The sequence below is a fragment of the Pseudomonas sp. H1_G08 genome (genome assembly GCF_054681355.1).
Genome location: NZ_CP162822.1, coordinates 5,737,430 through 5,762,545 on the forward strand (window position 1 = coordinate 5,737,430; position 25,116 = coordinate 5,762,545).

The 25,116-nt window shown below is 60.6% G+C and carries 21 protein-coding genes and 1 pseudogene; 13 read left to right on the top strand and 9 right to left on the bottom strand.

Annotation, left to right across the window (positions count from 1 at the left end):
- Nucleotides 1-274: 274 nt before the first annotated feature.
- Entirely contained in the window at nucleotides 275-1,900 is a 1,626-nt protein-coding gene (locus AB4N85_RS25840) for an ABC transporter substrate-binding protein (RefSeq protein WP_252868797.1), read from the bottom strand.
- A gap of 1,265 nt (nucleotides 1,901-3,165) precedes the next feature.
- Between AB4N85_RS25840 and AB4N85_RS25845 the strand changes: the two are divergent.
- Nucleotides 3,166-3,527, top strand: a pseudogene (locus tag AB4N85_RS25845) (DUF6124 family protein).
- A gap of 169 nt (nucleotides 3,528-3,696) precedes the next feature.
- Here the strand turns inward: AB4N85_RS25845 and AB4N85_RS25850 are convergent.
- Nucleotides 3,697-4,413, bottom strand: coding sequence for an SIMPL domain-containing protein (locus AB4N85_RS25850; protein ID WP_076565834.1), 717 nt, complete (start codon nucleotides 4,411-4,413; stop codon nucleotides 3,697-3,699).
- Between the two features lie 409 nt (nucleotides 4,414-4,822).
- Between AB4N85_RS25850 and AB4N85_RS25855 the strand changes: the two genes are divergently transcribed.
- The 4 genes from AB4N85_RS25855 to AB4N85_RS25870 all read left to right on the top strand — a co-directional run bounded on the left by AB4N85_RS25855 (nucleotide 4,823) and on the right by AB4N85_RS25870 (nucleotide 9,398).
- On the top strand, nucleotides 4,823-6,085 hold the full coding sequence (locus tag AB4N85_RS25855; RefSeq protein ID WP_016771713.1) for an ATP-binding protein: 1,263 nt from the start codon (nucleotides 4,823-4,825) through the stop codon (nucleotides 6,083-6,085).
- The gene (locus AB4N85_RS25860; protein WP_003221630.1) at nucleotides 6,078-6,638 is read left to right on the top strand and encodes a response regulator transcription factor; all 561 of its coding nucleotides are present in this window, start codon (nucleotides 6,078-6,080) and stop codon (nucleotides 6,636-6,638) included. Before AB4N85_RS25855 ends, AB4N85_RS25860 begins: the two co-directional genes overlap by 8 nt.
- 96 nt (nucleotides 6,639-6,734) lie before the next feature.
- Nucleotides 6,735-8,462 carry an ABC transporter ATP-binding protein/permease gene (locus AB4N85_RS25865; RefSeq protein WP_056782917.1) on the top strand — a complete coding sequence of 576 codons (1,728 nt, stop codon included), beginning with the start codon at nucleotides 6,735-6,737 and terminating at the stop codon, nucleotides 8,460-8,462.
- A 186-nt stretch (nucleotides 8,463-8,648) separates the two neighbouring features.
- Nucleotides 8,649-9,398, top strand: a complete 750-nt coding sequence (locus AB4N85_RS25870) for a FadR/GntR family transcriptional regulator (RefSeq protein WP_177327011.1) — start codon at nucleotides 8,649-8,651, stop codon at nucleotides 9,396-9,398.
- A gap of 3 nt (nucleotides 9,399-9,401) precedes the next feature.
- Here AB4N85_RS25870 and AB4N85_RS25875 read toward each other — a convergent pair whose 3' ends face one another.
- Entirely contained in the window at nucleotides 9,402-9,782 is a 381-nt protein-coding gene (locus AB4N85_RS25875) for a hypothetical protein (RefSeq protein WP_150636096.1), read from the bottom strand.
- Between the two features lie 298 nt (nucleotides 9,783-10,080).
- Here AB4N85_RS25875 and kdgD point away from each other — a divergent pair, with 298 nt between their 5' ends.
- From kdgD to AB4N85_RS25900, 5 genes are all read left to right on the top strand, one after another.
- Entirely contained in the window at nucleotides 10,081-10,992 is a 912-nt protein-coding gene (gene kdgD, locus AB4N85_RS25880) for a 5-dehydro-4-deoxyglucarate dehydratase (protein ID WP_039759443.1), read from the top strand.
- Nucleotides 10,993-11,063: 71 nt separating this feature from the next.
- Complete coding sequence (locus AB4N85_RS25885) at nucleotides 11,064-12,509, top strand: aldehyde dehydrogenase family protein (RefSeq protein WP_016771707.1); 1,446 nt, start codon at nucleotides 11,064-11,066, stop codon at nucleotides 12,507-12,509.
- A 100-nt stretch (nucleotides 12,510-12,609) separates the two neighbouring features.
- Nucleotides 12,610-13,971, top strand: coding sequence for an MFS transporter (locus AB4N85_RS25890; protein ID WP_041477964.1), 1,362 nt, complete (start codon nucleotides 12,610-12,612; stop codon nucleotides 13,969-13,971).
- Between the two features lie 11 nt (nucleotides 13,972-13,982).
- Nucleotides 13,983-15,536 carry a galactarate dehydratase gene (gene garD / locus AB4N85_RS25895; protein ID WP_016771706.1) on the top strand — a complete coding sequence of 518 codons (1,554 nt, stop codon included), beginning with the start codon at nucleotides 13,983-13,985 and terminating at the stop codon, nucleotides 15,534-15,536.
- Nucleotides 15,537-15,787: 251 nt separating this feature from the next.
- Nucleotides 15,788-16,729 carry an AEC family transporter gene (locus AB4N85_RS25900; RefSeq protein WP_460066411.1) on the top strand — a complete coding sequence of 314 codons (942 nt, stop codon included), beginning with the start codon at nucleotides 15,788-15,790 and terminating at the stop codon, nucleotides 16,727-16,729.
- A gap of 100 nt (nucleotides 16,730-16,829) precedes the next feature.
- Here AB4N85_RS25900 and AB4N85_RS25905 read toward each other — a convergent pair whose 3' ends face one another.
- From AB4N85_RS25905 to gatC, 6 genes are all read right to left on the bottom strand, one after another.
- Nucleotides 16,830-17,210, bottom strand: coding sequence for a carboxymuconolactone decarboxylase family protein (locus tag AB4N85_RS25905; protein ID WP_123443389.1), 381 nt, complete (start codon nucleotides 17,208-17,210; stop codon nucleotides 16,830-16,832).
- Entirely contained in the window at nucleotides 17,207-18,217 is a 1,011-nt protein-coding gene (locus AB4N85_RS25910) for a calcium/sodium antiporter (RefSeq protein WP_460068396.1), read from the bottom strand. The genes AB4N85_RS25905 and AB4N85_RS25910 overlap by 4 nt, the downstream gene beginning before the upstream one ends.
- A 97-nt stretch (nucleotides 18,218-18,314) precedes the next feature.
- Nucleotides 18,315-18,686 carry a septal ring lytic transglycosylase RlpA family protein gene (locus AB4N85_RS25915; RefSeq protein WP_056782925.1) on the bottom strand — a complete coding sequence of 124 codons (372 nt, stop codon included), beginning with the start codon at nucleotides 18,684-18,686 and terminating at the stop codon, nucleotides 18,315-18,317.
- A gap of 218 nt (nucleotides 18,687-18,904) precedes the next feature.
- On the bottom strand, nucleotides 18,905-20,350 hold the full coding sequence (gene gatB / locus AB4N85_RS25920; RefSeq protein ID WP_016771702.1) for an Asp-tRNA(Asn)/Glu-tRNA(Gln) amidotransferase subunit GatB: 1,446 nt from the start codon (nucleotides 20,348-20,350) through the stop codon (nucleotides 18,905-18,907).
- Nucleotides 20,351-20,360: 10 nt separating this feature from the next.
- Nucleotides 20,361-21,812 (bottom strand): Asp-tRNA(Asn)/Glu-tRNA(Gln) amidotransferase subunit GatA, encoded by a 1,452-nt coding sequence (gatA, locus tag AB4N85_RS25925; RefSeq protein WP_252868802.1) that lies wholly within the window; start codon nucleotides 21,810-21,812, stop codon nucleotides 20,361-20,363.
- Between the two features lie 16 nt (nucleotides 21,813-21,828).
- Nucleotides 21,829-22,116: an Asp-tRNA(Asn)/Glu-tRNA(Gln) amidotransferase subunit GatC gene (gene gatC / locus AB4N85_RS25930; RefSeq protein WP_024011606.1), complete on the bottom strand. Its 288-nt coding sequence runs from the start codon at nucleotides 22,114-22,116 to the stop codon at nucleotides 21,829-21,831.
- 211 nt (nucleotides 22,117-22,327) lie between these two features.
- Here gatC and mreB point away from each other — a divergent pair, with 211 nt between their 5' ends.
- From mreB to mreD, 3 genes are all read left to right on the top strand, one after another.
- A complete protein-coding gene (mreB, locus tag AB4N85_RS25935; RefSeq protein ID WP_002555108.1) occupies nucleotides 22,328-23,365 on the top strand; it encodes a rod shape-determining protein MreB in 1,038 nt (345 codons plus the stop codon).
- Nucleotides 23,366-23,505: 140 nt separating this feature from the next.
- Nucleotides 23,506-24,609, top strand: a complete 1,104-nt coding sequence (gene mreC / locus AB4N85_RS25940; protein WP_076565845.1) for a rod shape-determining protein MreC — start codon at nucleotides 23,506-23,508, stop codon at nucleotides 24,607-24,609.
- The gene (mreD, locus tag AB4N85_RS25945) at nucleotides 24,609-25,100 is read left to right on the top strand and encodes a rod shape-determining protein MreD (protein ID WP_056782930.1); all 492 of its coding nucleotides are present in this window, start codon (nucleotides 24,609-24,611) and stop codon (nucleotides 25,098-25,100) included. Before mreC ends, mreD begins: the two co-directional genes overlap by 1 nt.
- Nucleotides 25,101-25,116: the final 16 nt, after the last annotated feature.

The following is a 25,116-nucleotide window of genomic DNA, read 5'->3' on the forward strand; positions in this document are numbered from 1 at the left end:
ATGCACCTGGATCCCGATCCCGGGACTTTCTGGTCGCATTGAGCTCAATCCAAATACGTACGGCAAAACCGGTGGCCCACGCAGACACTGGTCAGTACGCGACGGTAGGCACCGTGCCTCTGGCAGTAAATACGTAATTGCCTTAATGCTCGTAGGAAAAGTCGACGCGCCTATACCGAAGCAATCATCTGCGGCGGATTTGGGTGTAGGCCTTTTCCTTTTTTCCCGGTAGATAAAGCAACGGCGACGTCAGAAACGCCGCCGTTGCAATGTCTTACTTGCTGACGCTGACGCCGTAGAAGGAATTCAGGCCAAATGGGCTGATCTTGAAATCCTGCACGTTGGCGCGCATGGGTTGATACACCGTCGAGTGAGCGATAGGTGTCATTGGAACTGCATCTTTGAGGACGTGTTGCGCCTGTTTGTACAGCTCGGTGCGCTTGCCCTGGTCGGTAGTGCGTTTGGCTTCTTTCACCAGGCCGTCGAACTTCTTGTCGCACCACTTGGAGAAGTTGTTGCCGCTCAGCGAGTCGCAGCCAAACAGAACGTTGAGCCAGTTGTCCGGATCACCATTGTCACCGCTCCAGCCAATGATCATGGCCTGGTTCTCGCCACCTTTGGAACGCTTGATGTACTCGCCCCACTCGTAGCTGGTGATCTTCACTTTCAAGCCGATCTTGGCCCAGTCGGACTGGAGCATTTCAGCCATCAGTTTGGCGTTCGGGTTGTACGGACGCTGCACCGGCATCGCCCACAGGACGATCTCGGTACCTTCCTTGACGCCGGCTTCCTTGAGCAGCTGTTTGGCTTTCTCAGGGTCGTACTTGGCATCCTTGATCGTGGTGTCGTAGGACCACTGGGTCGGTGGCATGGCGTTGACCGCCAGTTGGCCGGCGCCCTGGTAAACCGAATCGATGATCTGCGGCTTGTTCACGGCCATGTCCAGCGCCTGGCGCACACGCAGGTCAGCCAGTGGGTTGGCCTCGTTGCTGCCCTTGACCTTGTCCATCACGTTGTAAGCGATGTAGCCCAGGTTGAAGCCAGCCTGATCCGGCATCTTCAGGGACTTGTCTTCTTTCAGCGCTTTCAGATCGGCCGGACGCGGGAACAGGGTGACCTGGCACTCGTTCTTTTTCAGCTTCTGGATACGCACCGACGGGTCGGTGGTGATGGCGAAGATCAGGTTGTCGATCTTCACGTCTTCAGGTTTCCAGTAATCCTTGTTGCCGGTGTAACGGATGTTCGAGTCTTTCTGGTAGCTCTTGAATACGAACGGGCCAGTGCCGACCGGCTTCTGGTTGATGTCGGCAGGCTTGCCTTCTTTCAACAGTTGCGCTGCGTATTCGGCGGACTGCACCGAGGCGAAGCTCATGGCCATGTTCTGGATGAACGCAGCGTCGACTTCTTTCAGAGTGAACTTGACGGTGTGGTCGTCGACTTTATCGATCTTGGTGATGTTGGTGTCCATCCCCATGTCGGTGAAGTACGGGAATTCGGTCGGGTACGCCTTACGGAACGGGTCGTCCTTGTTGATCATGCGGTTGAAGGTAAACAGCACGTCGTCGGCGTTGAATTCACGAGTCGGCTTGAAATACGGGGTGGTGTGGAACTTGACGCCTTCACGCAGGTGGAAGGTGTAAGTCAGGCCATCATCGGAAATGTCCCACTTGGTCGCCAGGCCAGGAATCACGGCGGTGCCGCCGCGCTCGAACTGGGTCAGGCGGTTGAACATGGTTTCGGCTGAGGCGTCGAAGTCGGTTCCGGTGGTGTACTGGCCTGGATCAAAACCGGCCGGGCTCCCTTCGGAGCAGAACACCAGGTTAGTCGCAGCGGTGGCGAAAGGTGCGGAGGCTAACAAGCCTGCGCCGACTAGAAACGGAATGACCGCGTGTTTAAGCATGTTGGCCTCATGATTTGTTGTCATTTTTTAGTTGTGAGGTACGACCTCGTGAGTCGTGCCTGCGGATACTTATGCAGGCCCCATACCCAATGCAAGATCCAGAGCGGTCGGCGGCGTTAAACGGTGGCACGAACGTACCTTAATGTCGCATCCGTATAACTTTTGACGCATTTGACCGTTTGCGGGTGGTTTTTGCGGTGCATTCGGGGCACTGAAATGGTGCGCTGAAGGTGTCGGGTGCGCTTGGGTGGGGCTTGGTGTTACTTATTTATACCCTTGGGGATGGGCGGGGTTGAGGGGTTTTCGCGGTGGGCTTTGGTGGGGTGGATTGGGGCAGGGATTGGGGAGTTTTACTTGGTGCAACTGGGTGTTTCGATTGGTGGCACCTTGGCGGCCTTTGGGCCGACCAGGCTCTTGGGTTTTGGGTGTATATCCGTTTCTGCGGGTGTTGCGGATTGCGGTTCCGCCCTTACGGCGAGTCACCTTTTTCAAACGCCAAAAAGGTAACCCAAAACGCTAGCTCCTGCGTTCGGCCCTCGCAGGCTCGGGTTCCTTCGCTCCGGGACTGATCCGGGCGCAGCGGCTCCGGTTTGCTTCGCTGCACCTCCTTCCGCTGTGTCTGGCTGCGCCAGACGGTCGCTGCGCTCCCACGCCCGGATCAATCCCTCCACTCAGCCTTCGGACGTCGCCGGTGGATCAAGATCAAGAGCAGGCGAGCTGACACTCGGCCTATTGAGTGGTGAAGAGCGGGTGTTCGGCGTTATTTTTGTTGTGGATTTGCCCCTCACCCCAGCCCTCTCCCCGAGGAGAAGGGGCTGATTTGTGTGCTTTTCAAATCCTGAGTTCAACTCGGAGTTTCACGTTGGCGTATCTCCCCCAAACACCTCGGTCAGTCCCCTCTCCCTCTGGGAGAGGGTTAGGGTGAGGGTTTGCTTTTTGGCTGTTTAAATCCGCTGCGAAACAGCCAGAACCTTCCCACAAGGTTTTCAGGTTGTCCGTCGGACGTCCGCTCTCTAGGCTTGGGTCGTCGCTGGTTGTTCAGCGATCGGGTGTGAGAACCCGACATTCATAGTCATTCAGTGCCCAGATCCGCATAATTGCCGCCAGCAAGTTTGCTGCCTGCAAGTGTGTTATGGCGGCTCTGTGCGGGCGGGCTTATGTCCGGCCGGGTGCCTATGACCGGTTTTCTCACCCCGCACAAAGCTGCCACCTCTTCGTCGTGTGAGAAACGGCATCGAGATGGCTCAACCTCATAGGTGAAGCGCATGAGCAAACCAGTCCCCGACCCACCCGAAGAAACCTCAACCCCCTTGAAGCCGCGCTGCGTGCCGACGATCTCGCGAAGAACCGCGAAGCCATCAAGCGTGCCCTCGATTTCTATCTCTGCCCGCCACCCGGCAAACCCCATCCACCCAGCACGATGTTTCTGATCCAGCCCGACATCGACACCGAAAGCCTGCTGGCTCACGCCTGTGAGTCCCTTGCTTCAGCCAACACCCTGGCCGGCGATTTCGCCGATCAGCTTGGTAGGCCGCAGCGTAATACGGCGCTGGCAATTCAGCAGATCATCATGCTGGCGGAGCTGGCGGTGAATCGGGCGCTGGATCGGGTTGATCCGCACGCTTGAGATCGCGTCATCGTTCTTCGCGAGCAGGCTCGCTCCCACATGGAAATGCGTTCAACCTGTGGGAGCGAGCCTGCTCGCGATAGCGGTGGATCCTTCACTACAAAACCCGGACACAAAAAAACCGGCAACCATTTGCTGATTGCCGGTCCTTCATTCAGCCAAGCTCAAATCACTGCATCAACACTTCAATCGAGCCATCGGCGGTCATGCTGACCTGGCTGGTGCCGGCTTCGACTTCCGGCGTGACTGGCGCGGAATCCATGGCCGCGGCTTTCATCATCATCGGCGCGCGCAGGTACGGTTGTGGGTAACCGTTGCTGTTGAGGTTCAGGTTGACGATTTTGTAGCCCTTGCCGCCCAGGGCGTCGGTGGCCAGTTGGGCGCGGGTCTTGAAGGCGGTGACGGCTTCTTTGAGCAACTGGTCTTCGCTGGCCTTGCGGGTCGGGTCGGCGATGGCGAAGTCCATGCCGCCCATTTTCAGGTCGGTCAGCAACTCGCCGGTGAGTTTGGACAGGGCGGCGAAGTCGGTGCTTTCCAGGCGCAGTTCGGCGCGTTCGCGCCAGCCGGTGATCTTCTGGCCTTTGGTGTCGTAGATCGGGTAGCTGTTGCGGCTGCCCGTACGCAGGGTGATGTCTTTGACTTGCTTGGCCTGGGTGGTGGCCTTGTTCATGGTGGTGCTGATGGCGGCGGCGAGTTTGGCCGGGTCGGTGTTCTGCTCTTCGGTGTAGAGCGTCACGATCATCTGGTCGCGGGCCACTTCCTGGCTGACTTCGGCGCGCAGGGAAATCTGGTTGTAGTGCAGCTCATCGGCGGCCAGCGCCGGGAGGCTGGCGACGCTGCCGACGGTCAGGGCGAGGAGGGCGGCGCTGCGGCGAAATGTGTGCATGAAGGCTCCTTGAATGAGGCGCAGGTGATGGGTCGCGGCCTGCGTGAACCATCAGACTCTAACTTCTGTGATCCGGTTCGCCCAGTTACAACTTCTATACAGATACCTGCGCGCAGTGGGGAGTGCTTCTGTGGCGAGGGGATTTATCCCCGTTCGGCTGCGCAGCAGTCGCAAATCCGGCTGATGCGGTATGTCTGGTTAAATGAGGTCGCATGATTTGGGGCGGCTCCGCCACCCAGCGGGGATAAATCCCCTCGCCACAATGATCTCCAATAGCCCTCGGAATTTTCTTCAACTCAGATGAATTCTTCATCGTCGCCATGTGGTCGTTTGCCGCACTTTCGCCTCTGAACCCCGCGCGTTGGTTATACTCCGTGCGATCCGCCTGGAGCGCTCATCAGGAGAGCTCATGCTCGCCCCCGTACAACTGACTTCCGCCACTCGCCAGAACCTCTGGCGGCTGACTTTCATCCGCACCCTGGTGCTCGCCGCGCAGGCCGGTTCCGTGGGCCTTGCCTACTGGCTGCAATTGTTGCCATTGCCGTGGGTGCAATTGGCGATGACCCTGGGCTGTTCGATTCTGCTCTGCGTGTTCACTGCCGTGCGCCTGCGCACATCGTGGCCGGTGACCGAGCTCGAATACGCGCTGCAACTGGCCTGCGATCTGGTGATTCACAGTGCGCTGCTGTATTTCTCCGGCGGTTCGACCAACCCCTTCGTTTCCTATTACTTGGTGCCGCTGACCATCGCTGCGGTGACCTTGCCGTGGCGTTATTCGGTCATTCTGTCGGGCATCGCGCTGGCGCTTTACACGCTGATGCTGACGCGTTTCTATCCGCTGGAAACCCTGCCGGTCGCCCGTGAGAATCTGCAGATCTACGGCATGTGGCTGAGCTTTGCCCTGGCCGCTGCGGTGATCACCTTCTTCGCCGCGCGCATGGCTGAAGAACTGCGTCGGCAGGAAGAGCTGCGGGCGATTCGTCGGGAGGAAGGGCTGCGTGATCAGCAGCTGCTCGCCGTTGCGACCCAGGCCGCCGGGGCTGCGCATGAGTTGGGTACGCCGCTGGCGACCATGAGCGTGTTGCTCAAGGAAATGCAGCAGGACCACCCCGATGCGTTGCTGCAGGACGATCTGAAAGTGCTGCAGGATCAGGTCAAGCTGTGCAAGGAAACCTTGCAGCAACTGGTCCGTGCCGCCGAGGCCAACCGGCGTCTGGCGGTGGAGATGCAGGACGTTACCGACTGGCTCGACGAAGCGCTGAACCGCTGGCACCTGATGCGCCCGGAAGCCAGTTACCGCTTCCAGCGTCTCGGTCAGGGGGCGGTGCCGCGCATGGCGCCGCCGCCGGATCTGACCCAGGCCTTGCTGAATCTGCTCAACAATGCAGCCGACGCCTGCCCGGAAAATCTCCAGGTGACCCTCGACTGGGACGCAGAGACTTTGACCATCAGCATTCGCGACCACGGCGCCGGTGTGCCGCTGGCCATCGCCGAGCAGATCGGCAAGCCGTTTTTTACCACCAAGGGCAAAGGTTTCGGCCTGGGCCTGTTTTTGAGCAAGGCCAGCGTGACACGCGCCGGCGGCTCAGTGAAACTCTATAGTCATGAGGAAGGCGGCACGCTCACCGAGCTGCGCCTGCCCCACGGCGCCCGAGGAGACCAACATGAGTGACGAAATCCAAGTCGAAGGCGAAGAACTGCCGCATCTGCTGCTGGTCGACGACGACGCGACCTTCACCCGCGTCATGGCCCGCGCCATGGCCCGTCGCGGCTTTCGCGTCAGCACTGCCGGTTCCGCTGAAGAAGGCCTGACCATCGCCCAGGCCGATCTGCCTGATTACGCCGCGCTGGACCTGAAAATGGACGGCGACTCCGGTCTGGTCCTGCTGCCCAAGCTGCTGGAACTCGATCCGGAAATGCGCGTGGTGATCCTCACCGGTTATTCGAGCATTGCCACGGCAGTCGAGGCGATCAAGCGTGGCGCCTGCAACTACCTGTGCAAACCCGCCGATGCCGACGACGTGCTGGCCGCGCTGCTGTCTGAGCACGCCGATCTCGACAGTCTGGTGCCGGAAAACCCGATGTCGGTCGATCGTCTGCAATGGGAGCACATCCAGCGCGTGCTCACCGAGCACGAAGGCAATATTTCCGCCACGGCCCGCGCGCTGGGCATGCACCGCCGCACCTTGCAGCGCAAACTGCAGAAGCGCCCGGTGCGTCGCTGAACCTGCGCTGAACGACTATCGCCAGCCCTCGCGATGAATCGCGCCGATCATCTATGATCGGCGCGTGTCCGTTCTTTTTACTATCGAGCCTTATCCATGAATCAGAACGCTGAATATTCCGCGGTCAACGATGCTGTGCGCGGGCAGTTTTTTCGCAAGGTCTGGGCGATGACCACGCCTTACTGGCGCAGCGAAGAGAAGGGCAAGGCCTGGACGTTGCTGATTGCCGTAATTGCGCTGACGCTGTTCAGCGTAGCGATCTCGGTGTGGATCAACAGTTGGTACAAGGATTTCTACAACGCTTTGCAGAGAAAGGATGAAGCCGCGTTCTGGCAGTTGATCCTGTATTTCTGCGGCATCGCGACGGTGGCGATTCTCGGTGCGGTGTATCGGTTGTATCTGACGCAGATGCTGACGATCCGCTGGCGGGCGTGGCTGACCGAAAAGCACTTCAAGCGCTGGCTGGACCACAAGAATTACTACCAGCTGGAGCAGGGCGGTTATACCGATAACCCCGATCAGCGGATTTCCGAAGACCTCAACACTTACACCGCCAACACCCTGAGCCTGGGCCTCGGGCTGCTGCGCACGATTGTCAGTCTGGTGTCGTTCTCGATCATTTTGTGGGGCGTGTCGGGCAGTATTGAAGTGTTCGGCATCGAGATTCCCGGCTACATGTTCTGGTGCGCACTGTTGTACGCGGCGGTCGGCAGTTGGCTGACGCATTTGATCGGTCGCCGTCTGATCGGTCTGAACAACAAGCAACAACGCTTCGAAGCAGACCTGCGTTTTTCCATGGTGCGCGTGCGTGAGAATGCGGAAAGCATCGCCTTGTACAACGGCGAACCCAATGAAAACCGCCGCTTGAGCAATCGCTTCGGACTGGTCTGGCACAATTTCTGGGACATCATGCGCGTGTCCAAGCGCCTGACGTTCTTCACCTCCGGCTACGGGCAGATCGCAATCATTTTCCCGTTTGTCGTCGCCGCACCGCGCTATCTGTCCGGCAAGATCGAACTGGGCGAGCTGATGCAAATCAACTCGGCGTTCGGCAACGTGCAGGAGAATTTCAGCTGGTTCATCACCGCCTACTCGGATCTCGCCGCGTGGCGCGCCACCTGTGATCGTTTGCTGAGTTTCCGTCAGGCCATGAGCGACAACGAACAACGCACCCCGGCCATCGACGTGCAGAACCAGGGCAGTGAGTTGCAGGTGCACAACCTCGGCCTCGATCTGGCCGATGGTCGTCACCTGCTGACCGACGCTGACATGACCGTTGAACCGGGTGAGCGCGTGATGCTCAGCGGGCGGTCCGGCAGCGGCAAGTCGACACTGCTGCGAGCGATGGGGCATTTGTGGCCGGCGGGGCACGGCAATATTCGTTTGCCGGCGGCGCGTTATCTGTTCCTGCCGCAGAAGCCTTATCTGCCGATCGGCACATTGCGTGAAGCGTTGAGTTATCCACAACCGGGCGACACCTACGCGCCGGAACGTTATGCACAGGTGCTGGAAACCTGCCGTCTGCCACACCTGGTCGGGCGGCTGGATGAAGCCAATCACTGGCAGCGCATGCTTTCACCGGGCGAGCAACAACGCCTGGCCTTCGCCCGCGCGCTTCTCTACGCACCGCAATGGCTGTACATGGACGAGGCTACTTCGGCGATGGATGAAGAAGACGAGGCGACCTTGTATCAGGCGTTGATCGATGAGATTCCGGGGCTGAGCATTGTCAGCGTCGGTCACCGAAGCAGTTTGAAACGATTCCATCCACGGCATGTGCGGATCGACAGCGGTCGTCTGGTCGAACAGGCCATAACTGTCTGAACACCCACCTGTGGGAGCGAGCCTGCTCGCGAAGGGGTCATATCGGTCGACGAATCTGTCGTCTGAACCACCGCTTTCGCGAGCAGGCTCGCTCCCACAGTGGGGCAATGTGATCTGCCCGGTGATCGTACAACCCGCTTGAGCTATGATGGCGCCAAGCCGAACTTTCGAGACAAGATGCAGACCATGGAAAAGCTGATCGACACCCCGCGCCTCCCCCGCAAGCGCCGCAGCCTCGCCCAGGAATTGGTGACGGTGTTGAGCGAGCAGATCCGCGATGGCCTGCTCAAGCGTGGCGACAAGTTGCCCACCGAGTCGGCGATCATGGAAGCCCATGGCGTCAGCCGCACCGTGGTCCGCGAGGCAATTTCCCGTCTGCAGGCCGCCGGCCAGGTAGAAACCCGCCACGGCATCGGCACCTTTGTTCTCGATACGCCGAGCCCGAGCGGTTTCCGCATTGATCCGGCCACCGTTGTCACCCTGCGTGACGTGCTGGCGATTCTCGAATTGCGCATCAGCCTCGAAGTCGAATCCGCCGGCCTTGCCGCGCAACGCCGCAGCCCCGAACAACTGGCAACCATGCGCGCCGCCCTCGACGCCTTGAACGAAAGCGCCTCCCATGCCAGCGATGCGGTGTCGTCGGACTTCGCTTTCCACCTGGAAATTGCCCTGTCCACCGGCAACCGCTACTTCACCGACATCATGACGCACCTGGGCACCAGCATCATTCCACGTACGCGGCTGAACTCGGCGCGGCTGGCCCACGATGATCAACAGCACTACATGAGCCGCCTGAGCCGCGAGCACGAAGAAATCTACGACGCGATTGCCCGTCAGGATTCCGATGCAGCGCGTGCGGCGATGCGTCTGCATTTGACCAACAGCCGTGAAAGACTGCGCCAGGCCCATGAAGAGGCGCAGGCGCAGCGAAGCTGAGTCTTACGCCTCTATGCGCAATCGCAGCGGCAGCGAATACGGCTCCATGCTCGACTCGTCACGAAATTTGTAGCGCAACTCCACCTCGCGGTTCAGGTAAGGTTGCAGCGCCTCTTTGGGCAGCTGCACCTCGATGTCGAGCAACTTTTCCATTTCATCCTCGGCGTCGTCCCAAGCGCCAGTGTCCACCTCATCACCTTCCCATTCAGGTTCCTCGGCATCGCTGCCGAGGACCGCGTAGACGCTCCAGTTTGCTGCGAAATCGCTGGAATCCGGGACCTGCACGGTGAGGATGTCCGGCAATTGCGAGAGCTGAAGCGTCACGCAATCGTCTTGCGCAGGGGCGACGTGGGTGAGGGTGGGGGCGGCAAAATGCATCGACATAGCGGCTTCCTTTGTGTGGTCCGCCACGATCCTTCGTGGCAGTCGACGTACTTTACGAGCCGCAGGTCGCCTCAGAATTAAACGAATCCAGACCAGATATTTCAGCCCTCGAACGCGTCAAGCGCGAGCCTTGTAGCCATTTCATAAAGCGCAAAAGCCAATCTTGTCCGACAAAAAAGCCCTGCCAACGATGAAATGCAGTTGACGGTTATTTTTTAAGTTGTACGATGACCTACAACTTCGGCGAAGGCTGAACGGTCCACTCACAATAAAACGTTGCTACCAGGGTGTTCGAATAATGAATCCACAAGAACTGAAGTCCATCCTCTCTGCCGGCCTGCTGTCTTTCCCGGTGACCGATTTCAACGCGCAGGGCGATTTCAACCGCGCGGGCTACATCAAACGCCTGGAATGGCTGGCTCCGTATGGCGCTTCGGCTCTGTTCGCCGCCGGTGGCACCGGTGAGTTCTTCTCCCTGGCCGCCAGCGAATACTCGGAAATCATCAAGACTGCCGTCGATACCTGCGCGACCAGCGTGCCAATCCTCGCCGGCGTCGGTGGTTCGACCCGCCAGGCCATCGAATACGCTCAGGAGGCCGAGCGTCTGGGCGCCAAAGGTCTGCTGCTGCTGCCGCACTACCTGACCGAAGCGAGCCAGGACGGTGTTGCCGCCCACGTTGAAGCCGTGTGCAAATCGGTGAAGATCGGCGTGGTCGTCTACAACCGCAACGTTTGCCGTCTCACCGCGCCGCTGCTGGAACGTCTGGCCGAGCGCTGCCCGAACCTGATCGGCTACAAGGATGGCCTGGGCGATATCGAGTTGATGGTGTCGATCCGTCGCCGCCTCGGTGATCGCTTCAGCTACCTGGGTGGTCTGCCGACCGCCGAAGTCTACGCCGCTGCCTACAAGGCGTTGGGCGTGCCGGTGTACTCCTCGGCGGTGTTCAACTTCATCCCGAAAACCGCGATGGACTTCTACCACGCGATCGCTCGCGAAGATCACGCCACCGTCGGCAAGATCATCGACGACTTCTTCCTGCCGTACCTGGACATCCGCAACCGCAAGGCCGGTTACGCGGTGAGTATCGTCAAGGCAGGTGCAAAAATCGCCGGCTATGACGCAGGTCCGGTGCGTGCGCCGCTGACCGACCTGACCGGCGAAGAGTACGAAATGCTCGCCGCGCTGATCGACAAGCAAGGCGCGCAATAAGCGAGAGAAGCGAGGCCGCTGAGCAATCAGCGGCTTTTTGCGTGAAGGCTTTTAGAGTTGAGGGCTGCCCTGTGACAACTGCAAAACGCTACGACAACTACATCAATGGCGAATGGGTCGCCGGTGCCGATTACTCGGCCAACATCAACCCGTCCGAACTCAGTGACACCATCGGCGATTACGCCAAGGCTGACCTGACCCAGGTCAACGCCGCCATCGACGCTGCTCGCGCTGCGTTCCCGGCGTACTCCACGTCGGGCATCCAGGCTCGTCACGATTCGCTGGATAAAGTCGGCACGGAAATTCTCGCCCGTCGCGAAGAGCTTGGCACCCTGCTGGCCCGTGAAGAAGGCAAGACCCTGCCGGAGGCGATCGGTGAAGTGACCCGCGCCGGCAACATTTTCAAGTTCTTCGCCGGTGAATGCCTGCGTCTGTCCGGTGACTACGTGCCGTCGGTACGCCCGGGCGTCAACGTCGAGGTCACTCGCGAAGCCCTGGGCGTGGTCGGTCTGATCACGCCGTGGAACTTCCCGATCGCCATCCCGGCGTGGAAAATCGCTCCGGCCCTGGCCTACGGCAACTGCGTCGTGCTCAAGCCTGCCGATCTGGTGCCGGGCTGCGCCTGGGCGCTGGCCGAAATCATCTCCCGCGCGGGCTTCCCGGCCGGTGTGTTCAACCTGGTAATGGGCAGCGGTCGCGTGGTTGGCGAGGCGTTGGTCAACAGCCCGAAAGTCGACGGCATCAGCTTCACCGGTTCGGTGGGCGTTGGCCGCCAGATCGCCGTCAACTGCGTTTCGCGCCAGGCCAAGGTGCAGCTGGAAATGGGCGGCAAGAACCCGCAGATCATTCTCGACGACGCCGACCTCAAGCAAGCGGTCGAGCTGTCGGTGCAGAGCGCGTTCTACTCCACCGGCCAGCGCTGCACAGCATCGAGCCGTCTGATCGTCACCGCCGGCATTCACGACAAGTTCGTTGAAGCGATGGCCGAGCGCATGAAGTCGATCAAGGTCGGCCACGCGCTGAAGGCCGGCACCGACATCGGTCCGGTGGTCTCCCAGGCGCAGCTGGAACAGGACATGAAGTACATCGACATCGGCCAGTCCGAAGGTGCACGTCTGGTCAGCGGCGGCGGTGTGGTGACATGCGACACCGAGGGCTACTTCCTCGCGCCAACGCTGTTCGCCGACAGCGAAGCGTCGATGCGCATCAGCCGCGAAGAGATCTTCGGCCCGGTGGCCAACATTGTCCGCGTGGCCGATTACGAAGCTGCGCTGGCAATGGCCAACGACACCGAATTCGGCTTGTCGGCCGGCATCGCCACCACCTCGCTGAAGTACGCCAACCACTTCAAGCGCCACTCCCAGGCCGGGATGGTGATGGTCAACCTGCCGACCGCCGGTGTGGATTACCACGTACCGTTCGGCGGGCGTAAAGGTTCGTCCTACGGCTCCCGTGAGCAGGGCCGCTATGCACAAGAGTTCTACACGGTCGTGAAGACCAGTTACATCGGATCGTAACCCCGCTGCATCCGCGCCGGGCCATCGCCTGAGGCCCTGCGCGGCACAAGACCAAAGAATGTTTTACCCGCATAAAAATAATCAGTGGGAGTACATCTGCATGCAATCCTCCAAGCCGACTCACGTCCGCTATTTGATCCTGCTCATGCTGTTTCTGGTGACCACGATCAACTACGCCGACCGTGCCACGATCGCCATTGCCGGCTCCAGCCTGCAAAAGGACCTTGGCATTGACGCCGTCACCCTCGGCTACATCTTCTCCGCATTCGGTTGGGCCTACGTCGCCGGGCAAATTCCCGGTGGCTGGCTGCTCGATCGTTTCGGCTCGAAAAAAGTCTATGCCCTGAGCATTTTCACCTGGTCGCTGTTCACCGTGCTGCAAGGCTTTGTCGGTGAATTCGGCATGTCCACGGCAGTGGTTGCGCTGTTCATGCTGCGCTTCCTCGTGGGCTTGGCCGAAGCGCCATCGTTCCCTGGCAACGCGCGCATCGTGGCGGCGTGGTTCCCGACCGCTGAACGCGGTACCGCTTCGGCGATCTTCAACTCGGCGCAATACTTTGCCACCGTGCTGTTCGCGCCGTTGATGGGCTGGATCGTCTACAGCTTCGGCTGGGAGCACGTGTTCATCGTCATGGGTATCCTCGGTATCGTGTTCTCGCTGGTGTGGCTGAAAGTCATCTACAGCCCGCGCGAACACCCACGCGTCAACGAGGCCGAGTTCAAGCACATCGCTGACAACGGCGGCATGGTCGACATGGATCAGAAGGGCAAGAAGTCCGACGGTCCGAAGTGGGATTACATCCGTCAGTTGCTGACCAACCGCATGATGCTTGGCGTGTATCTGGGCCAGTACTGCATCAACGGCATCACCTACTTCTTCCTGACCTGGTTCCCGGTGTATCTGGTGCAAGAGCGTGGCATGACCATTCTCAAGGCCGGTTTCATCGCTTCGTTGCCGGCCATTTGCGGCTTTATCGGCGGCGTGCTCGGCGGGGTGATTTCCGATTACCTGCTGCGCAAGGGCCATTCGCTGACCTTCGCCCGCAAGGCGCCGATCATCGCCGGCCTGCTGGTGTCGAGCAGCATCGTCGCGTGCAACTATGTTGATGTGGAATGGATGGTGGTGGGCTTCATGGCTCTGGCATTCTTCGGCAAAGGCGTTGGCGCACTGGGCTGGGCGGTGGTTTCCGACACTTCGCCGAAACAGATCGCCGGTCTGAGCGGGGGCCTGTTCAACACCTTCGGCAACATCGCTTCGATCACCACGCCGATCGTCATCGGCTACATCATCAGCTCCACCGGTTCGTTCAAGTGGGCGCTGGTGTTTGTCGGTGCCAACGCACTGGTCGCAGTGTTCAGCTATCTGGTGATCGTCGGCCCGATCAAGCGTGTGGTCTTGAAAGAGCCGCCAGCCAAGGGCGGCAATGAAGCCACCGGCAATTTGTCTCAAGCGCATTCCTGAGGAGCGGCGTCATGCAGTTGATTGAACATTCCGACTCGCCGCGCTACATCCGCCTGCACGAGCGGGACAACGTTGTAGTGGTGGTCAACGATCAGGGCGTACCGGCCGGTACCGAGTTTGCCGATGGCCTGGTCACCTTGGATTTCGTACCGCAGAGCCACAAGGTCACTCTGGAGGATATTCCTGAGGGCGGCCCGGTGATTCGTTACGGGCAGATTATCGGCTATGCGTTGCAGCCGATCCGTCGCGGCAGTTGGGTCAAGGAAGATCAACTGCGCATGCCGACCGCGCCGCCGCTGGACAGCTTGCCGCTGTCCACCGATGTGCCGGATGCGCAGGCACCGCTGGAAGGCTTCACGTTCGAGGGTTATCGCAACGCCGACGGCACCGTCGGCACGCGCAACATTCTCGGCATCACCACCACCGTGCAGTGCGTCACCGGCGTGCTCGATCATGCGGTCAAGCGCATCAAGGAAGAGTTGTTGCCGAAGTACCCGCACGTCGATGACGTGGTGGCGCTGACCCACAGTTATGGCTGCGGTGTGGCGATTACCGCGACCGACGCCTACATCCCGATTCGTACCGTGCGCAATCTGGCGCGCAACCCGAACCTGGGCGGCGAGGCGCTGGTGATCGGTCTGGGCTGCGAGAAATTGCAGGCCGGGCAGGTGATGCACGAGGACGATGCCTCGGTGGATCTCAGCGATCCGTGGCTGTACCGCTTGCAGGATTCCAGTCACGGCTTCACCGAAATGATCGAGCAGATCATGGAACTGGCTGAAGTGCGTTTGAAGAAACTCGACCAGCGCCGCCGCGAAACCGTGCCGGCCTCCGAGCTGATTCTCGGTATGCAGTGCGGCGGCAGCGATGCGTTTTCCGGCATCACCGCCAACCCGGCGCTGGGTTATGCCTCGGATTTGCTGCTGCGTGCCGGGGCGACGGTGATGTTTTCCGAAGTCACCGAAGTGCGCGATGCGATCTACCTGCTGACCTCACGGGCGCAAACGCAAACCGTCGCCGAAGAGCTGGTGCGCGAGATGGACTGGTACGACCGTTACTTGGCCAAGGGCGAGGCCGATCGCAGCGCCAACACCACGCCGGGCAACAAGAAGGGCGGGTTGTCGAACATTGTCGAGAAGTCGCTGGGCTCGATCGTCAAGTCCGGCAGCAGCGCGATCAATGGCGTGCTCGGCCCGGGCGAGCGTTTCAAGCACAAGGGCCTGATTTTCTGCGCGACGCCGGCCAGCGATTTTGTCTGCGGGACGTTGCAACTGGCAGCAGGGATGAACCTGCACGTGTTCACCACCGGTCGCGGCACGCCTTACGGGCTGGCCATGGCGCCGGTGGTCAAGGTTTCGACGCGGACTGAACTGGCGCAGCGCTGGCCGGACCTGATCGACATTGATGCCGGACGCATTGCCACCGGGCGCGCGACCATCGAAGAACTCGGCTGGGAGTTGTTTCACTATTACCTGGATGTTGCCAGTGGCAAGCAACAGACCTGGGCGGAGAAACACAAGCTGCACAACGACATCACCTTGTTCAACCCGGCGCCGATTACCTGATCGTTTCATGGAAGATCAAAAGCCCCTCACCCCAGCCCTCTCCCGGAGGGAGAGGGGGCCGACCGAGTTGTTTGGCGCTATACATCGACCTGACAAATCGGGTCGATTATGGATTCGACGATGTCATTTCAGGTCGGTGGATTGTTTAAATATCCCCCGATCGGTTCCCTCTCCCTTTGGGAGAGGGCTAGGGTGAGGGGCTTTTGCTTTATCATTGCCCCCCTGACTAAGCTCACCCAAGGCTCTCCGGCATGCTGGCAATCTTTCTTGAAACCCTGAACATCACCGCGCCGGTGTTTGCCATGCTGTTTCTCGGCGTGCTGCTCAAGCGCATCGACTGGATCAACGACAACTTCATCCACACCGCCTCGTCGCTGGTGTTCTACGTGACCATGCCGGCGCTGCTGTTTCTCGGCATTCTCCACGCTGACCTGCACGCCGCACTGCAACCTTCGCTACTCATCTACTTTTCCCTCGCCACCCTGGTGAGTTTCGCCGTGGCCTGGGGCTGGGCGATTTTCAAGTGTCCGCGGGAAGATCGCGGCATCTACACCCAGGGTGCGTTTCGCGGCAACAACGGCGTGATAGGCCTGGCGCTCGCCGCGAGCATGTACGGCGATTACGGCATTTCCCTCGGGGCAATTCTCGCGGCGCTGGTGATCCTGTTCTACAACACCCTGTCGACCATCGTGCTGGCGGTGTACAGCCCGGTGATCAAGTCCGATCCTTGGAGCATCTGCAAAAGCGTGTTCAGCAACCCGCTGATCATCAGCGTGATTTCGGCGGCGCCGTTTGCCTATTTCAAGATCGGACTGCCGGGCTGGCTGGAGACCTCCGGCCAGTATCTGGCGCAGACCACTTTGCCACTGGCGCTGATCTGTATCGGCGGCACGCTGTCACTGGCGGCGCTGCGCAAGAGCGGCAACATGGCGCTCAGTTCCAGCCTGGTGAAGATGATCGGTCTGCCGGTGCTGGCGACACTGGGGGCATGGCTGTGGGGCTTTCGCGGGGCGGAATTGGGGATTCTGTTTCTCTACTTTGGCAGCCCGACGGCGGCGGCGAGTTTCGTCATGGCCCGGGCGGCGCAGGGCAATCATGAGCTGGCAGCGGCGATCATCGTGATGACCACGTTGATGGCGGCTATTACCACCAATGTCGGGATCTTTGTGTTGCAGTGGGGTGGGTGGATCTGACCAAGGATTTGCAGTGTCTGTCAGGGCCTCTTCGCGAGCAGGCTCGCTCCCACAGGGAAACGCATTCCAACTGTGGGAGCGAGCCTGCTCGCGAAGGCGGTCATTGCGGTTTCTGATAACTGTCGATCACTTCCTGCGCCGCGCGAAACGCATCGATCGCCGCCGGTACGCCGGCATACACCGCGCAATGCAGCAGAGCTTCGCGAATCTCTTCCACCGTGCAGCCGTTGTTCAGCGCACCGCGCACGTGGCCCTTCAACTCCTGCGGACACTTCAACGCGGTCAGCGCGGCGAGGGTAATCAGGCTGCGGGTTTTCAGCGACAAACCTTCGCGATTCCACACGCCACCCCAGGCGTGTTCATTGACGAAATCCTGCAACGGCTGGGTGAACTCGGTGGCGTTGCCCAAGGCGCGATCAACGAACGCATCGCCCATGACCTGACGACGGATTTCAACCCCGGACTGCTTCGACTCGCTCATGGCACATCTCTCTTGTGGTGTTGGCGACGCCAGGCGCGGATCGACGTGAACAGCAGAAACGTCAGCAGCGCCGGCAGGACATAAAACAGCATCAAGCGCTCGAGTTTGCCGGCCAGCGGCATACCAGTGGTGAACGACACCACGTGCAGCCCGTAGACCAGATACAAACCGAGCAGCAGCAAGCCTTCGGCCCGGGTCACGCGGTAGCCCGAGTAAAACACCGGAAGGCACAGCGCAGCGACGCCGAGCATCACCGGCAAGTCAAAATCTAGCGCGTTGGGGGAGACGGAAAGCGGCGTCGGTGCGAGCAGCGCGGTCAGCCCGAGTACCCCGAGCAGGTTGAACAGATTGGCGCCGATCACGTTGCCCACGGCAATGTCGCGCTGCCCGCGCAACGCAGCGATCAGCGACGTCGCCAGTTCCGGCAACGAAGTGCCGACCGCAACCACGGTCAGGCCGATGACCCGTTCCGACAGGCCCAGGTCGGTGGCCACGACCACGGCGGCGCCGAGCAGCAGACGGCCGGCGAACACCAGCATGGCCAGGCCAGCGAAAGTCATCAGCACACTGATCAACCAGGATTGCTGCGTATCCTGTGGTCGTGCGCCATGGGGCCGGGTCGAGTGTCGCGACTGACGCAACAGCAAACCGAGGTACAGCGCCAAAGCGCCGAGCAGCAGGACGCCGTCGAAACGCCCGAGGTCCTTATTCCAGGCGAGGATGAATACCAGCAGGCTGGCGCCGATCATCAGCGGGATATCGAGGCGCACCAACTGCCGCGACACGCGCAGCGGGATGATCAGTGCCGACAGGCCAAGGGTTACGAGGATATTGAATATGCCGCTGCCGACCACGCTGCCGACGGCGATGTCGGGGTTGTCGGTCAACGCCGCTTGCAGGCTCACGGTCATCTGCGGCGCGCTGCTGCCGAGGGCGACGATGGTCAGGCCGATGATCAACGGACGCACATGCAGGCGCTCGGCCAGACGCACGGCGGCGCGCACCATCAGCTCGGCGCCGATGAGCAAAAGACACAGGCCGCTGAGCAGTTCGATGACGTTGATCAGCGGCAGATCGGCTAGTCCGAAAATGGTCGGCGCTCCATCAGTCCAGGGCCTGCACGCGAACCCGTGCGGTGCCGCTGCGCAGCATGCCGATCTCATCGGCGGCCTCGCGTGACAGATCGATCAGTCGGCCACGGGTGTGCGGGCCACGGTCATTGATGCGGACCACGACTGATTCATCGTTTTTCAGATTGGTGACCTTCACCCGCGTGCCGAACGGCAACTGGCGGTGGGCGGCAGTCAGGGAATGCTGGTTGAACGCTTCGCCGCTGGCGGTGCGTTTACCGTGATGCCTGGCTCCGTAATAGGAGGCGACGCCGGTCTGGTCATAACCGTGCGGGTCGATGGTGTCGGTACTGGCGCAACCGGCCAGCAGAGAGAGCAGGGCGCTGCTCAGCAACAGACGCTTCATTCAAAGGTATCCCGGATCAAATGTAGGAGTGACCTGTGGCGAGGGGATTTATCCCCGTTGGACTGCGCAGCAGTCCCAAAACTGAGAACTCGGTTTATCTGGTGCAAATCAAGCTCAGCAATTGGGGCCGCTTCGCGGCCCAACGGGGATAAATCCCCTCGCCACAGGTCCCTTCCACAGGGGATGGAGCCAGGCTTTGGATCTGGCTCCATTGGTGGTCAGCCTTCGAGCTTGCTTTTCAGCAGTTCGTTCACCTGCTGCGGGTTGGCCTTGCCTTTCGAGGCTTTCATGGCCTGGCCGACGAAGAAGCCGAACATCTTGCCGCGTTTGGCTTCGTCTGCCGCGCGGTACTGTTCGACCTGTTCGGCGTTGGCCGCGAGCATTTCGTCGAGCACGGCCGAGATCGCGCCGGTGTCGGTGACTTGCTTGAGGCCGCGCTTCTCGATGATCTCGTCAGCACTGCCTTCACCATTGGCCATCGCTTCGAACACCACCTTGGCGATCTTGCCGGAGATGGTGTTGTCCTTGATGCGCTGCAGCATGCCGCCCAGTTGCTCGGCGGAGACTGGCGAGTCTTCGATGTCCAGGCCCTGCTTGTTGAGCAGGCTGCCCAACTCGACCATCACCCAGTTCGCCGCCAGTTTCGCGTCGCCACCGATGGCTGCGACTTTCTCGAAGTAATCCGCCTGTTCACGGCTGGTGGCCAGCACGTTGGCGTCGTAAGCCGACAGACCGAACTGGCTCTGGAAGCGCTCGCGCTTTTGCGGTGGCAGTTCCGGCAGGGTGGCACGCACTTCACCGAGGAACGACTCTTCGATGACCACCGGCAGCAGGTCCGGATCGGGGAAGTAACGGTAGTCGTTGGCTTCCTCTTTCGAACGCATCGGACGGGTCTCGTCCTTGTTCGGATCGTACAGGCGGGTCTGCTGGATCACTTTGCCGCCGTCTTCGATCAGCTCGATCTGGCGCTGGATCTCGGAGTTGATCGCCTTCTCGATGAAACGGAACGAGTTGACGTTCTTGATCTCGCAGCGAGTGCCGAACTCGACCTGGCCTTTCGGTCGTACCGAGACGTTGCAGTCGCAACGCAGCGAGCCTTCGGCCATGTTGCCGTCGCAGATGCCCAGGTAACGCACCAGCGCGTGGATCGCCTTGACGTAAGCCACGGCTTCCTTGGCGCTGCGCATGTCCGGTTCGGAAACGATTTCCAGCAGCGGCGTGCCGGCACGGTTCAGGTCGATGCCGGTGGCACCGTTGAATTCTTCGTGCAGGCTCTTGCCGGCATCTTCTTCCAGGTGCGCGCGGGTGATGCCGACTCGTTTGACCGTACCGTCTTCCAGGGCGATGTCCAGGTGCCCTTTGCCAACGATCGGCAATTCCATCTGGCTGATCTGGTAGCCCTTGGGCAGATCCGGGTAGAAATAGTTTTTCCGGGCGAACACGTTGTGCTGGCCGATCTCGGCGTCAATCGCCAGACCGAACATCACCGCCATGCGCACCGCTTCCTGGTTGAGCACCGGCAGCACGCCGGGCATGCCCAGGTCGATCAGGCTGGCCTGGGTGTTCGGCTCGGAACCGAATGTGGTGGAACTACCGGAAAAGATTTTCGACCGGGTGGTGAGCTGAGTGTGAATCTCCAGCCCGATCACGACTTCCCATTGCATGTGTGTCTCCTCAGAAGCCGGTTGGGGTGCGGGTGTGCCAGTCAGTGTTGAGCTGATACTGGTGGGCAACGTTCAACAGGCGGCCTTCCTGGAAGTACGGCGCGAGCAACTGCACGCCCACCGGCAGACCGTCGACAAAACCGGCCGGCATCGACAGGCCCGGCAGGCCGGCGAGGTTGGCGGTGATGGTGTAGACGTCTTCCAGATAGGCAGCGACCGGGTCGCTGTTCTTCGCGCCAAGCTTCCAGGCCGGGTTCGGCGTTGTCGGGCCGAGGATGATGTCGACTTCATTGAACGCAGCCATGAAATCGTTCTTCACCAGACGACGGATCTTCTGCGCTTTCAGGTAGTAGGCGTCGTAGTAACCGGCGGACAGCGCGTAGGCACCGACCATGATCCGGCGCTGTACTTCCGCGCCGAAGCCTTCGCCACGGGAGCGCTTGTACAGGTCGATAAGGTTTTCCGGGTTTTCGCAGCGATGGCCGAAACGCACGCCGTCGAAACGCGACAGGTTGGAAGACGCTTCTGCCGGGGCGATCACGTAGTACGCAGGAATGGCGTGCTGCATGTTCGGCAGGCTGATTTCCTTGATCACCGCACCGAGCTTCTGCAACTGCTGGATGCTGTTCTGGATCAGCTCGGCAATGCGCGGGTCTAGACCGGCGCTGAAGTATTCCTTCGGCACGCCGATGCGCAGGCCTTGCAGCGAATCGCCGAGGCTGGCGGAGTAATCCGGAACCGGCTCATCGATGCTGGTGGAGTCGTTCGGGTCGAAGCCGGCCATGCCTTGCAGCAGAATCGCGCAGTCTTCGGCCGTGCGTGCCAACGGGCCGCCCTGATCGAGGCTGGAAGCGTAGGCAATCATGCCCCAGCGCGAAACGCGACCGTAGGTCGGCTTCAGGCCGGTGAGGTTGGTGAACGCCGCCGGCTGACGGATCGAGCCGCCGGTGTCGGTTGCGGTGGCGGCAGGCAGCAGGCGAGCGGCCACGGCGGCGGCGGAACCACCGGACGAACCGCCCGGCACGTGTTCCAGGTTCCACGGGTTTTTCACTGCGCCGTACCAGCTCGACTCGTTGGCCGAACCCATGGCGAATTCGTCCATGTTGGTCTTGCCCAGGGTCACGGCGCCGGCAGCTGCCAGTTTCGCAACGACAGTGGCGTCATACGGAGCTTTGAAGTTGTCGAGCATCTTCGAGCCGCAGCTGGTGCGGATGCCCAGGGTGCAGAACAGGTCTTTGTGGGCGATCGGCGCGCCGAGCAGGGCGCCGCTCTCACCATTGGCCCGGCGTGCATCGGCGGCTTTCGCCTGCTCGATGGCCAGATCCTCGGTGAGGCTGATGAAACTGTTGAGCTGCGGGTCGAGCTGGGTAATACGCGCCAGCAGGACTTTGGTCAGCTCTTCGGAGGAAAACTTTTTATCGGCGAGATCGCGGGCGATCTCGGCCAGAGTCATTTGATGCATTGCAGGCTCTTTCCCTTTAGTCGATGACTTTCGGAACCAGATACAGGCCGTTTTCGACCGCTGGTGCGATGGACTGGTAGGCCTCGCGATTATTCGTCTCGGTCACCACGTCGGCGCGCAGGCGCTGACTGGCTTCCAGGGGGTGGGCCAGCGGCTCGATACCGTCGGTATCAACGGCCTGCATTTCGTCGACCAGCCCGAGAATGCTGTTGAGGGCGGAAGTAATGTGCGGAAGATCGGCATCGTTGAGGCCAAGGCAGGCCAGATGCGCGATTTTTTCCACGTCGGAGCGTTCTAGCGCCATCGGGATTCTCCAGTGGAAAACAGAACGGACGGCGTCCGTGTGTTAGATTGTCGGAACACTACCGCACTTCTACGGTCATAAGGCCGCGATTGTGGGGCTTGGTGCACAGAAAAGCGGCCAATTTAACATATTGGCGCCTTGCCCAAAATCCCTGTCGTTGTTAGAGTTTGCCGCACTTTTTTACCCACGCGTTGCCTAGGGTCCCTTTCCCATGTTCAAGAAACTGCGTGGCATGTTTTCCAGCGATCTTTCCATTGACCTGGGCACTGCCAACACCCTTATTTACGTGCGCGAGCGCGGTATCGTCCTGAATGAGCCATCGGTTGTGGCCATTCGGACACACGGTAACCAGAAAAGTGTCGTTGCTGTCGGCACCGAGGCCAAGCGCATGCTCGGCCGTACGCCGGGCAACATTGCTGCCATTCGTCCGATGAAGGATGGCGTGATCGCCGACTTCAGCGTCTGCGAAAAGATGCTGCAGTACTTTATCAACAAGGTTCACGAAAACAGTTTCCTGCAGCCCAGCCCTCGTGTGCTGATCTGCGTTCCATGCAAGTCCACCCAGGTTGAGCGTCGCGCCATCCGTGAATCGGCCCTTGGCGCCGGTGCCCGTGAAGTGTTCCTGATCGAAGAGCCGATGGCTGCTGCGATCGGTGCCGGTCTGCCGGTTGAAGAAGCGCGCGGTTCGATGGTCGTGGATATCGGTGGTGGTACCACCGAGATCGCCCTGATCTCCCTGAACGGTGTGGTTTACGCCGAATCCGTACGTGTCGGCGGCGACCGTTTCGACGAAGCGATCATCACCTACGTGCGCCGCAACTACGGCAGCCTGATCGGTGAATCCACCGCCGAGCGCATCAAGCAGGAAATCGGTACGGCCTACCCGGGCGGCGAAGTGCGCGAAGTCGATGTTCGCGGTCGCAACCTGGCCGAAGGCGTTCCACGCGCATTCACCCTGAACTCGAACGAAGTGCTCGAGGCTCTGCAAGAGTCGCTGGCAACCATCGTTCAGGCGGTGAAAAGCGCGCTGGAGCAATCGCCGCCGGAACTGGCTTCCGACATCGCCGAGCGTGGCCTGGTGCTGACCGGTGGTGGCGCGCTGCTGCGTGACCTCGACAAGTTGCTGGCCCAGGAAACCGGTCTGCCGGTGATCGTTGCCGAAGATCCGCTGACTTGCGTTGCTCGCGGCGGTGGCCGTGCGCTGGAAATGATGGATAAGCACACCATGGATCTGCTTTCGAGCGAATAAGCTTCGAATGCAATACGTGGGTGAGCGCACAGGCAGCACTTTGCAGTGCTGCCTGTTGGCGTTTATCTTCTGTCAGTCTTCATCCAGGCCGGTTTGATGCCGTATGAATAAACAGAACATTTGCCTGGGAGGAGCGGCTTATTAAACCGCTTTTCACCAAAGGCCCTTCGTTGGGCGTGCGCCTGTTGGTGCTGGCCGTGCTCGCGGTCGCGCTGATGGTGGTCGATGCACGTTTCGACCTGCTCAAGCCCGCGCGCAAGCAAGCGTCGCTGGTGCTCATGGATGCCTACTGGATCACTGACCTGCCCGGCCGCTTATGGGAAGGGGTCGCCAGTCAGTTCGGCAGCCGCACCGAGCTCGTCGCCGAAAACGAAAAACTCAAGACCGAAAACCTGCTGTTGCAGGGACGCATGCAAAAGCTCGCGGCCCTGACCGAGCAGAACGTTCGGCTGCGCGAGTTGCTCAACTCCTCCGCACTGGTCAATGAAAAGGTCGAAGTGGCCGAGTTGATCGGCATGGACCCCAACCCCTTCACCCATCGCATCATCATCAACAAAGGTGAGCGCGACGGCGTGGTGCTCGGCCAACCGGTGCTCGATGCACGCGGGCTGATGGGCCAGGTGGTCGAATTGATGCCGTACACCTCGCGCGTTCTGCTGCTGACCGACACCACCCATAGCATTCCGGTGCAGGTGAATCGTAACGGTCTGCGCGCGATTGCAAGTGGCACCGGCAACCCTGAGCGCCTGGAATTGCGTCATGTCGCCGACACGGCGGACATCAAAGAGGGCGACCTGCTGGTCAGCTCCGGCCTCGGCCAGCGATTCCCCGCTGGTTATCCGGTGGCCACGGTCAAGGAAGTCATCCACGATTCCGGCCAACCGTTTGCCATTGTCCGTGCGGTACCTACCGCCGCCCTGAACCGCAGCCGCTACCTGCTGCTGGTGTTCAGCGACAGCCGCACCGCCGAGGAACGCGCCAATGACGCCGCCCAGGCGCAGGAACAGCTCGATGCCCACGGCGGCGGCCCGATGTTGCCGGCCAGCGTGCCGAAACCGTTGATCATGCCTGCCACGCCGTCGACCGCTACCGCAGCGCCGGCCGCTGAAGCAGCGGCGCCTGCCACCACGCCTGCCAAGCCTGCCGCGAGCAAACCGCCCGCTGCCGCTCCGGCCGCTGCCAAACCGCCGGCCGCGAGCAAACCACCGGCAAAACCGCCAGCGACTACCGGGGGACGAGAATAATGGTCGGCGCGAAAAAATCCGGAAACAGCTGGATGATCTGGCTGACGTTCTTCGTCGGCATCCTGCTCAGCGTTTCACCGTTGCCGATCTTCATGGAAATCCTTCGCCCGCTGTGGCTGGCCTTGCTCGTGACCTTCTGGGCGCTGTACATGCCGCACACCGTCGGCATGGTCACCGCCTTCTGTCTGGGACTGGCCGAAGATGTCCTGCAGGGCGACCTGCTCGGGCAGAACGCGCTGATCCTGACCCTGATTACTTTCCTCGTGTTGTCGTTGCAGCAGCGTCTGCGCATGTTCCCGATGTGGCAGCAGTGCCTGGTGATCCTGGTGATCTTCGGCCTCGCACAGTTGGCGCAACTGTGGCTGAGCGCTCTGACCGGCAACCGTCAGCCAACCCTGGCGCTGGTCTTGCCGGCGCTGGTCAGTGCCTTGCTCTGGCCGTGGGTCAGCTTCGCCCTTCGCGGGATGTGCCGACGCTACAGAATCTATTGAGCCGGTGAAGCAGGGC

What these genes read in the sequence shown, in the direction of transcription:
- mreB (WP_002555108.1), top strand. Translation starts at nt 22,328, where the DNA reads ATGTTCAAGAAACTGCGTGGCATGTTTTCCAGCGATCTTTCCATTGAC.
- AB4N85_RS25875 (WP_150636096.1), bottom strand. Translation starts at nt 9,782, where the DNA reads ATGTCGATGCATTTTGCCGCCCCCACCCTCACCCACGTCGCCCCTGCG.
- garD (WP_016771706.1), top strand. Translation starts at nt 13,983, where the DNA reads ATGCAGTTGATTGAACATTCCGACTCGCCGCGCTACATCCGCCTGCAC.
- AB4N85_RS25850 (WP_076565834.1), bottom strand. Translation starts at nt 4,413, where the DNA reads ATGCACACATTTCGCCGCAGCGCCGCCCTCCTCGCCCTGACCGTCGGC.
- gatB (WP_016771702.1), bottom strand. Translation starts at nt 20,350, where the DNA reads ATGCAATGGGAAGTCGTGATCGGGCTGGAGATTCACACTCAGCTCACC.
- AB4N85_RS25870 (WP_177327011.1), top strand. Translation starts at nt 8,649, where the DNA reads ATGGAAAAGCTGATCGACACCCCGCGCCTCCCCCGCAAGCGCCGCAGC.
- AB4N85_RS25915 (WP_056782925.1), bottom strand. Translation starts at nt 18,686, where the DNA reads ATGAAGCGTCTGTTGCTGAGCAGCGCCCTGCTCTCTCTGCTGGCCGGT.
- kdgD (WP_039759443.1), top strand. Translation starts at nt 10,081, where the DNA reads ATGAATCCACAAGAACTGAAGTCCATCCTCTCTGCCGGCCTGCTGTCT.
- AB4N85_RS25900 (WP_460066411.1), top strand. Translation starts at nt 15,788, where the DNA reads ATGCTGGCAATCTTTCTTGAAACCCTGAACATCACCGCGCCGGTGTTT.
- gatC (WP_024011606.1), bottom strand. Translation starts at nt 22,116, where the DNA reads ATGGCGCTAGAACGCTCCGACGTGGAAAAAATCGCGCATCTGGCCTGC.
- AB4N85_RS25905 (WP_123443389.1), bottom strand. Translation starts at nt 17,210, where the DNA reads ATGAGCGAGTCGAAGCAGTCCGGGGTTGAAATCCGTCGTCAGGTCATG.
- AB4N85_RS25890 (WP_041477964.1), top strand. Translation starts at nt 12,610, where the DNA reads ATGCAATCCTCCAAGCCGACTCACGTCCGCTATTTGATCCTGCTCATG.
- AB4N85_RS25865 (WP_056782917.1), top strand. Translation starts at nt 6,735, where the DNA reads ATGAATCAGAACGCTGAATATTCCGCGGTCAACGATGCTGTGCGCGGG.
- gatA (WP_252868802.1), bottom strand. Translation starts at nt 21,812, where the DNA reads ATGCATCAAATGACTCTGGCCGAGATCGCCCGCGATCTCGCCGATAAA.
- AB4N85_RS25910 (WP_460068396.1), bottom strand. Translation starts at nt 18,217, where the DNA reads ATGGTGCGCGCCGCCGTGCGTCTGGCCGAGCGCCTGCATGTGCGTCCG.
- AB4N85_RS25840 (WP_252868797.1), bottom strand. Translation starts at nt 1,900, where the DNA reads ATGCTTAAACACGCGGTCATTCCGTTTCTAGTCGGCGCAGGCTTGTTA.
- AB4N85_RS25860 (WP_003221630.1), top strand. Translation starts at nt 6,078, where the DNA reads ATGAGTGACGAAATCCAAGTCGAAGGCGAAGAACTGCCGCATCTGCTG.
- mreD (WP_056782930.1), top strand. Translation starts at nt 24,609, where the DNA reads ATGGTCGGCGCGAAAAAATCCGGAAACAGCTGGATGATCTGGCTGACG.
- AB4N85_RS25855 (WP_016771713.1), top strand. Translation starts at nt 4,823, where the DNA reads ATGCTCGCCCCCGTACAACTGACTTCCGCCACTCGCCAGAACCTCTGG.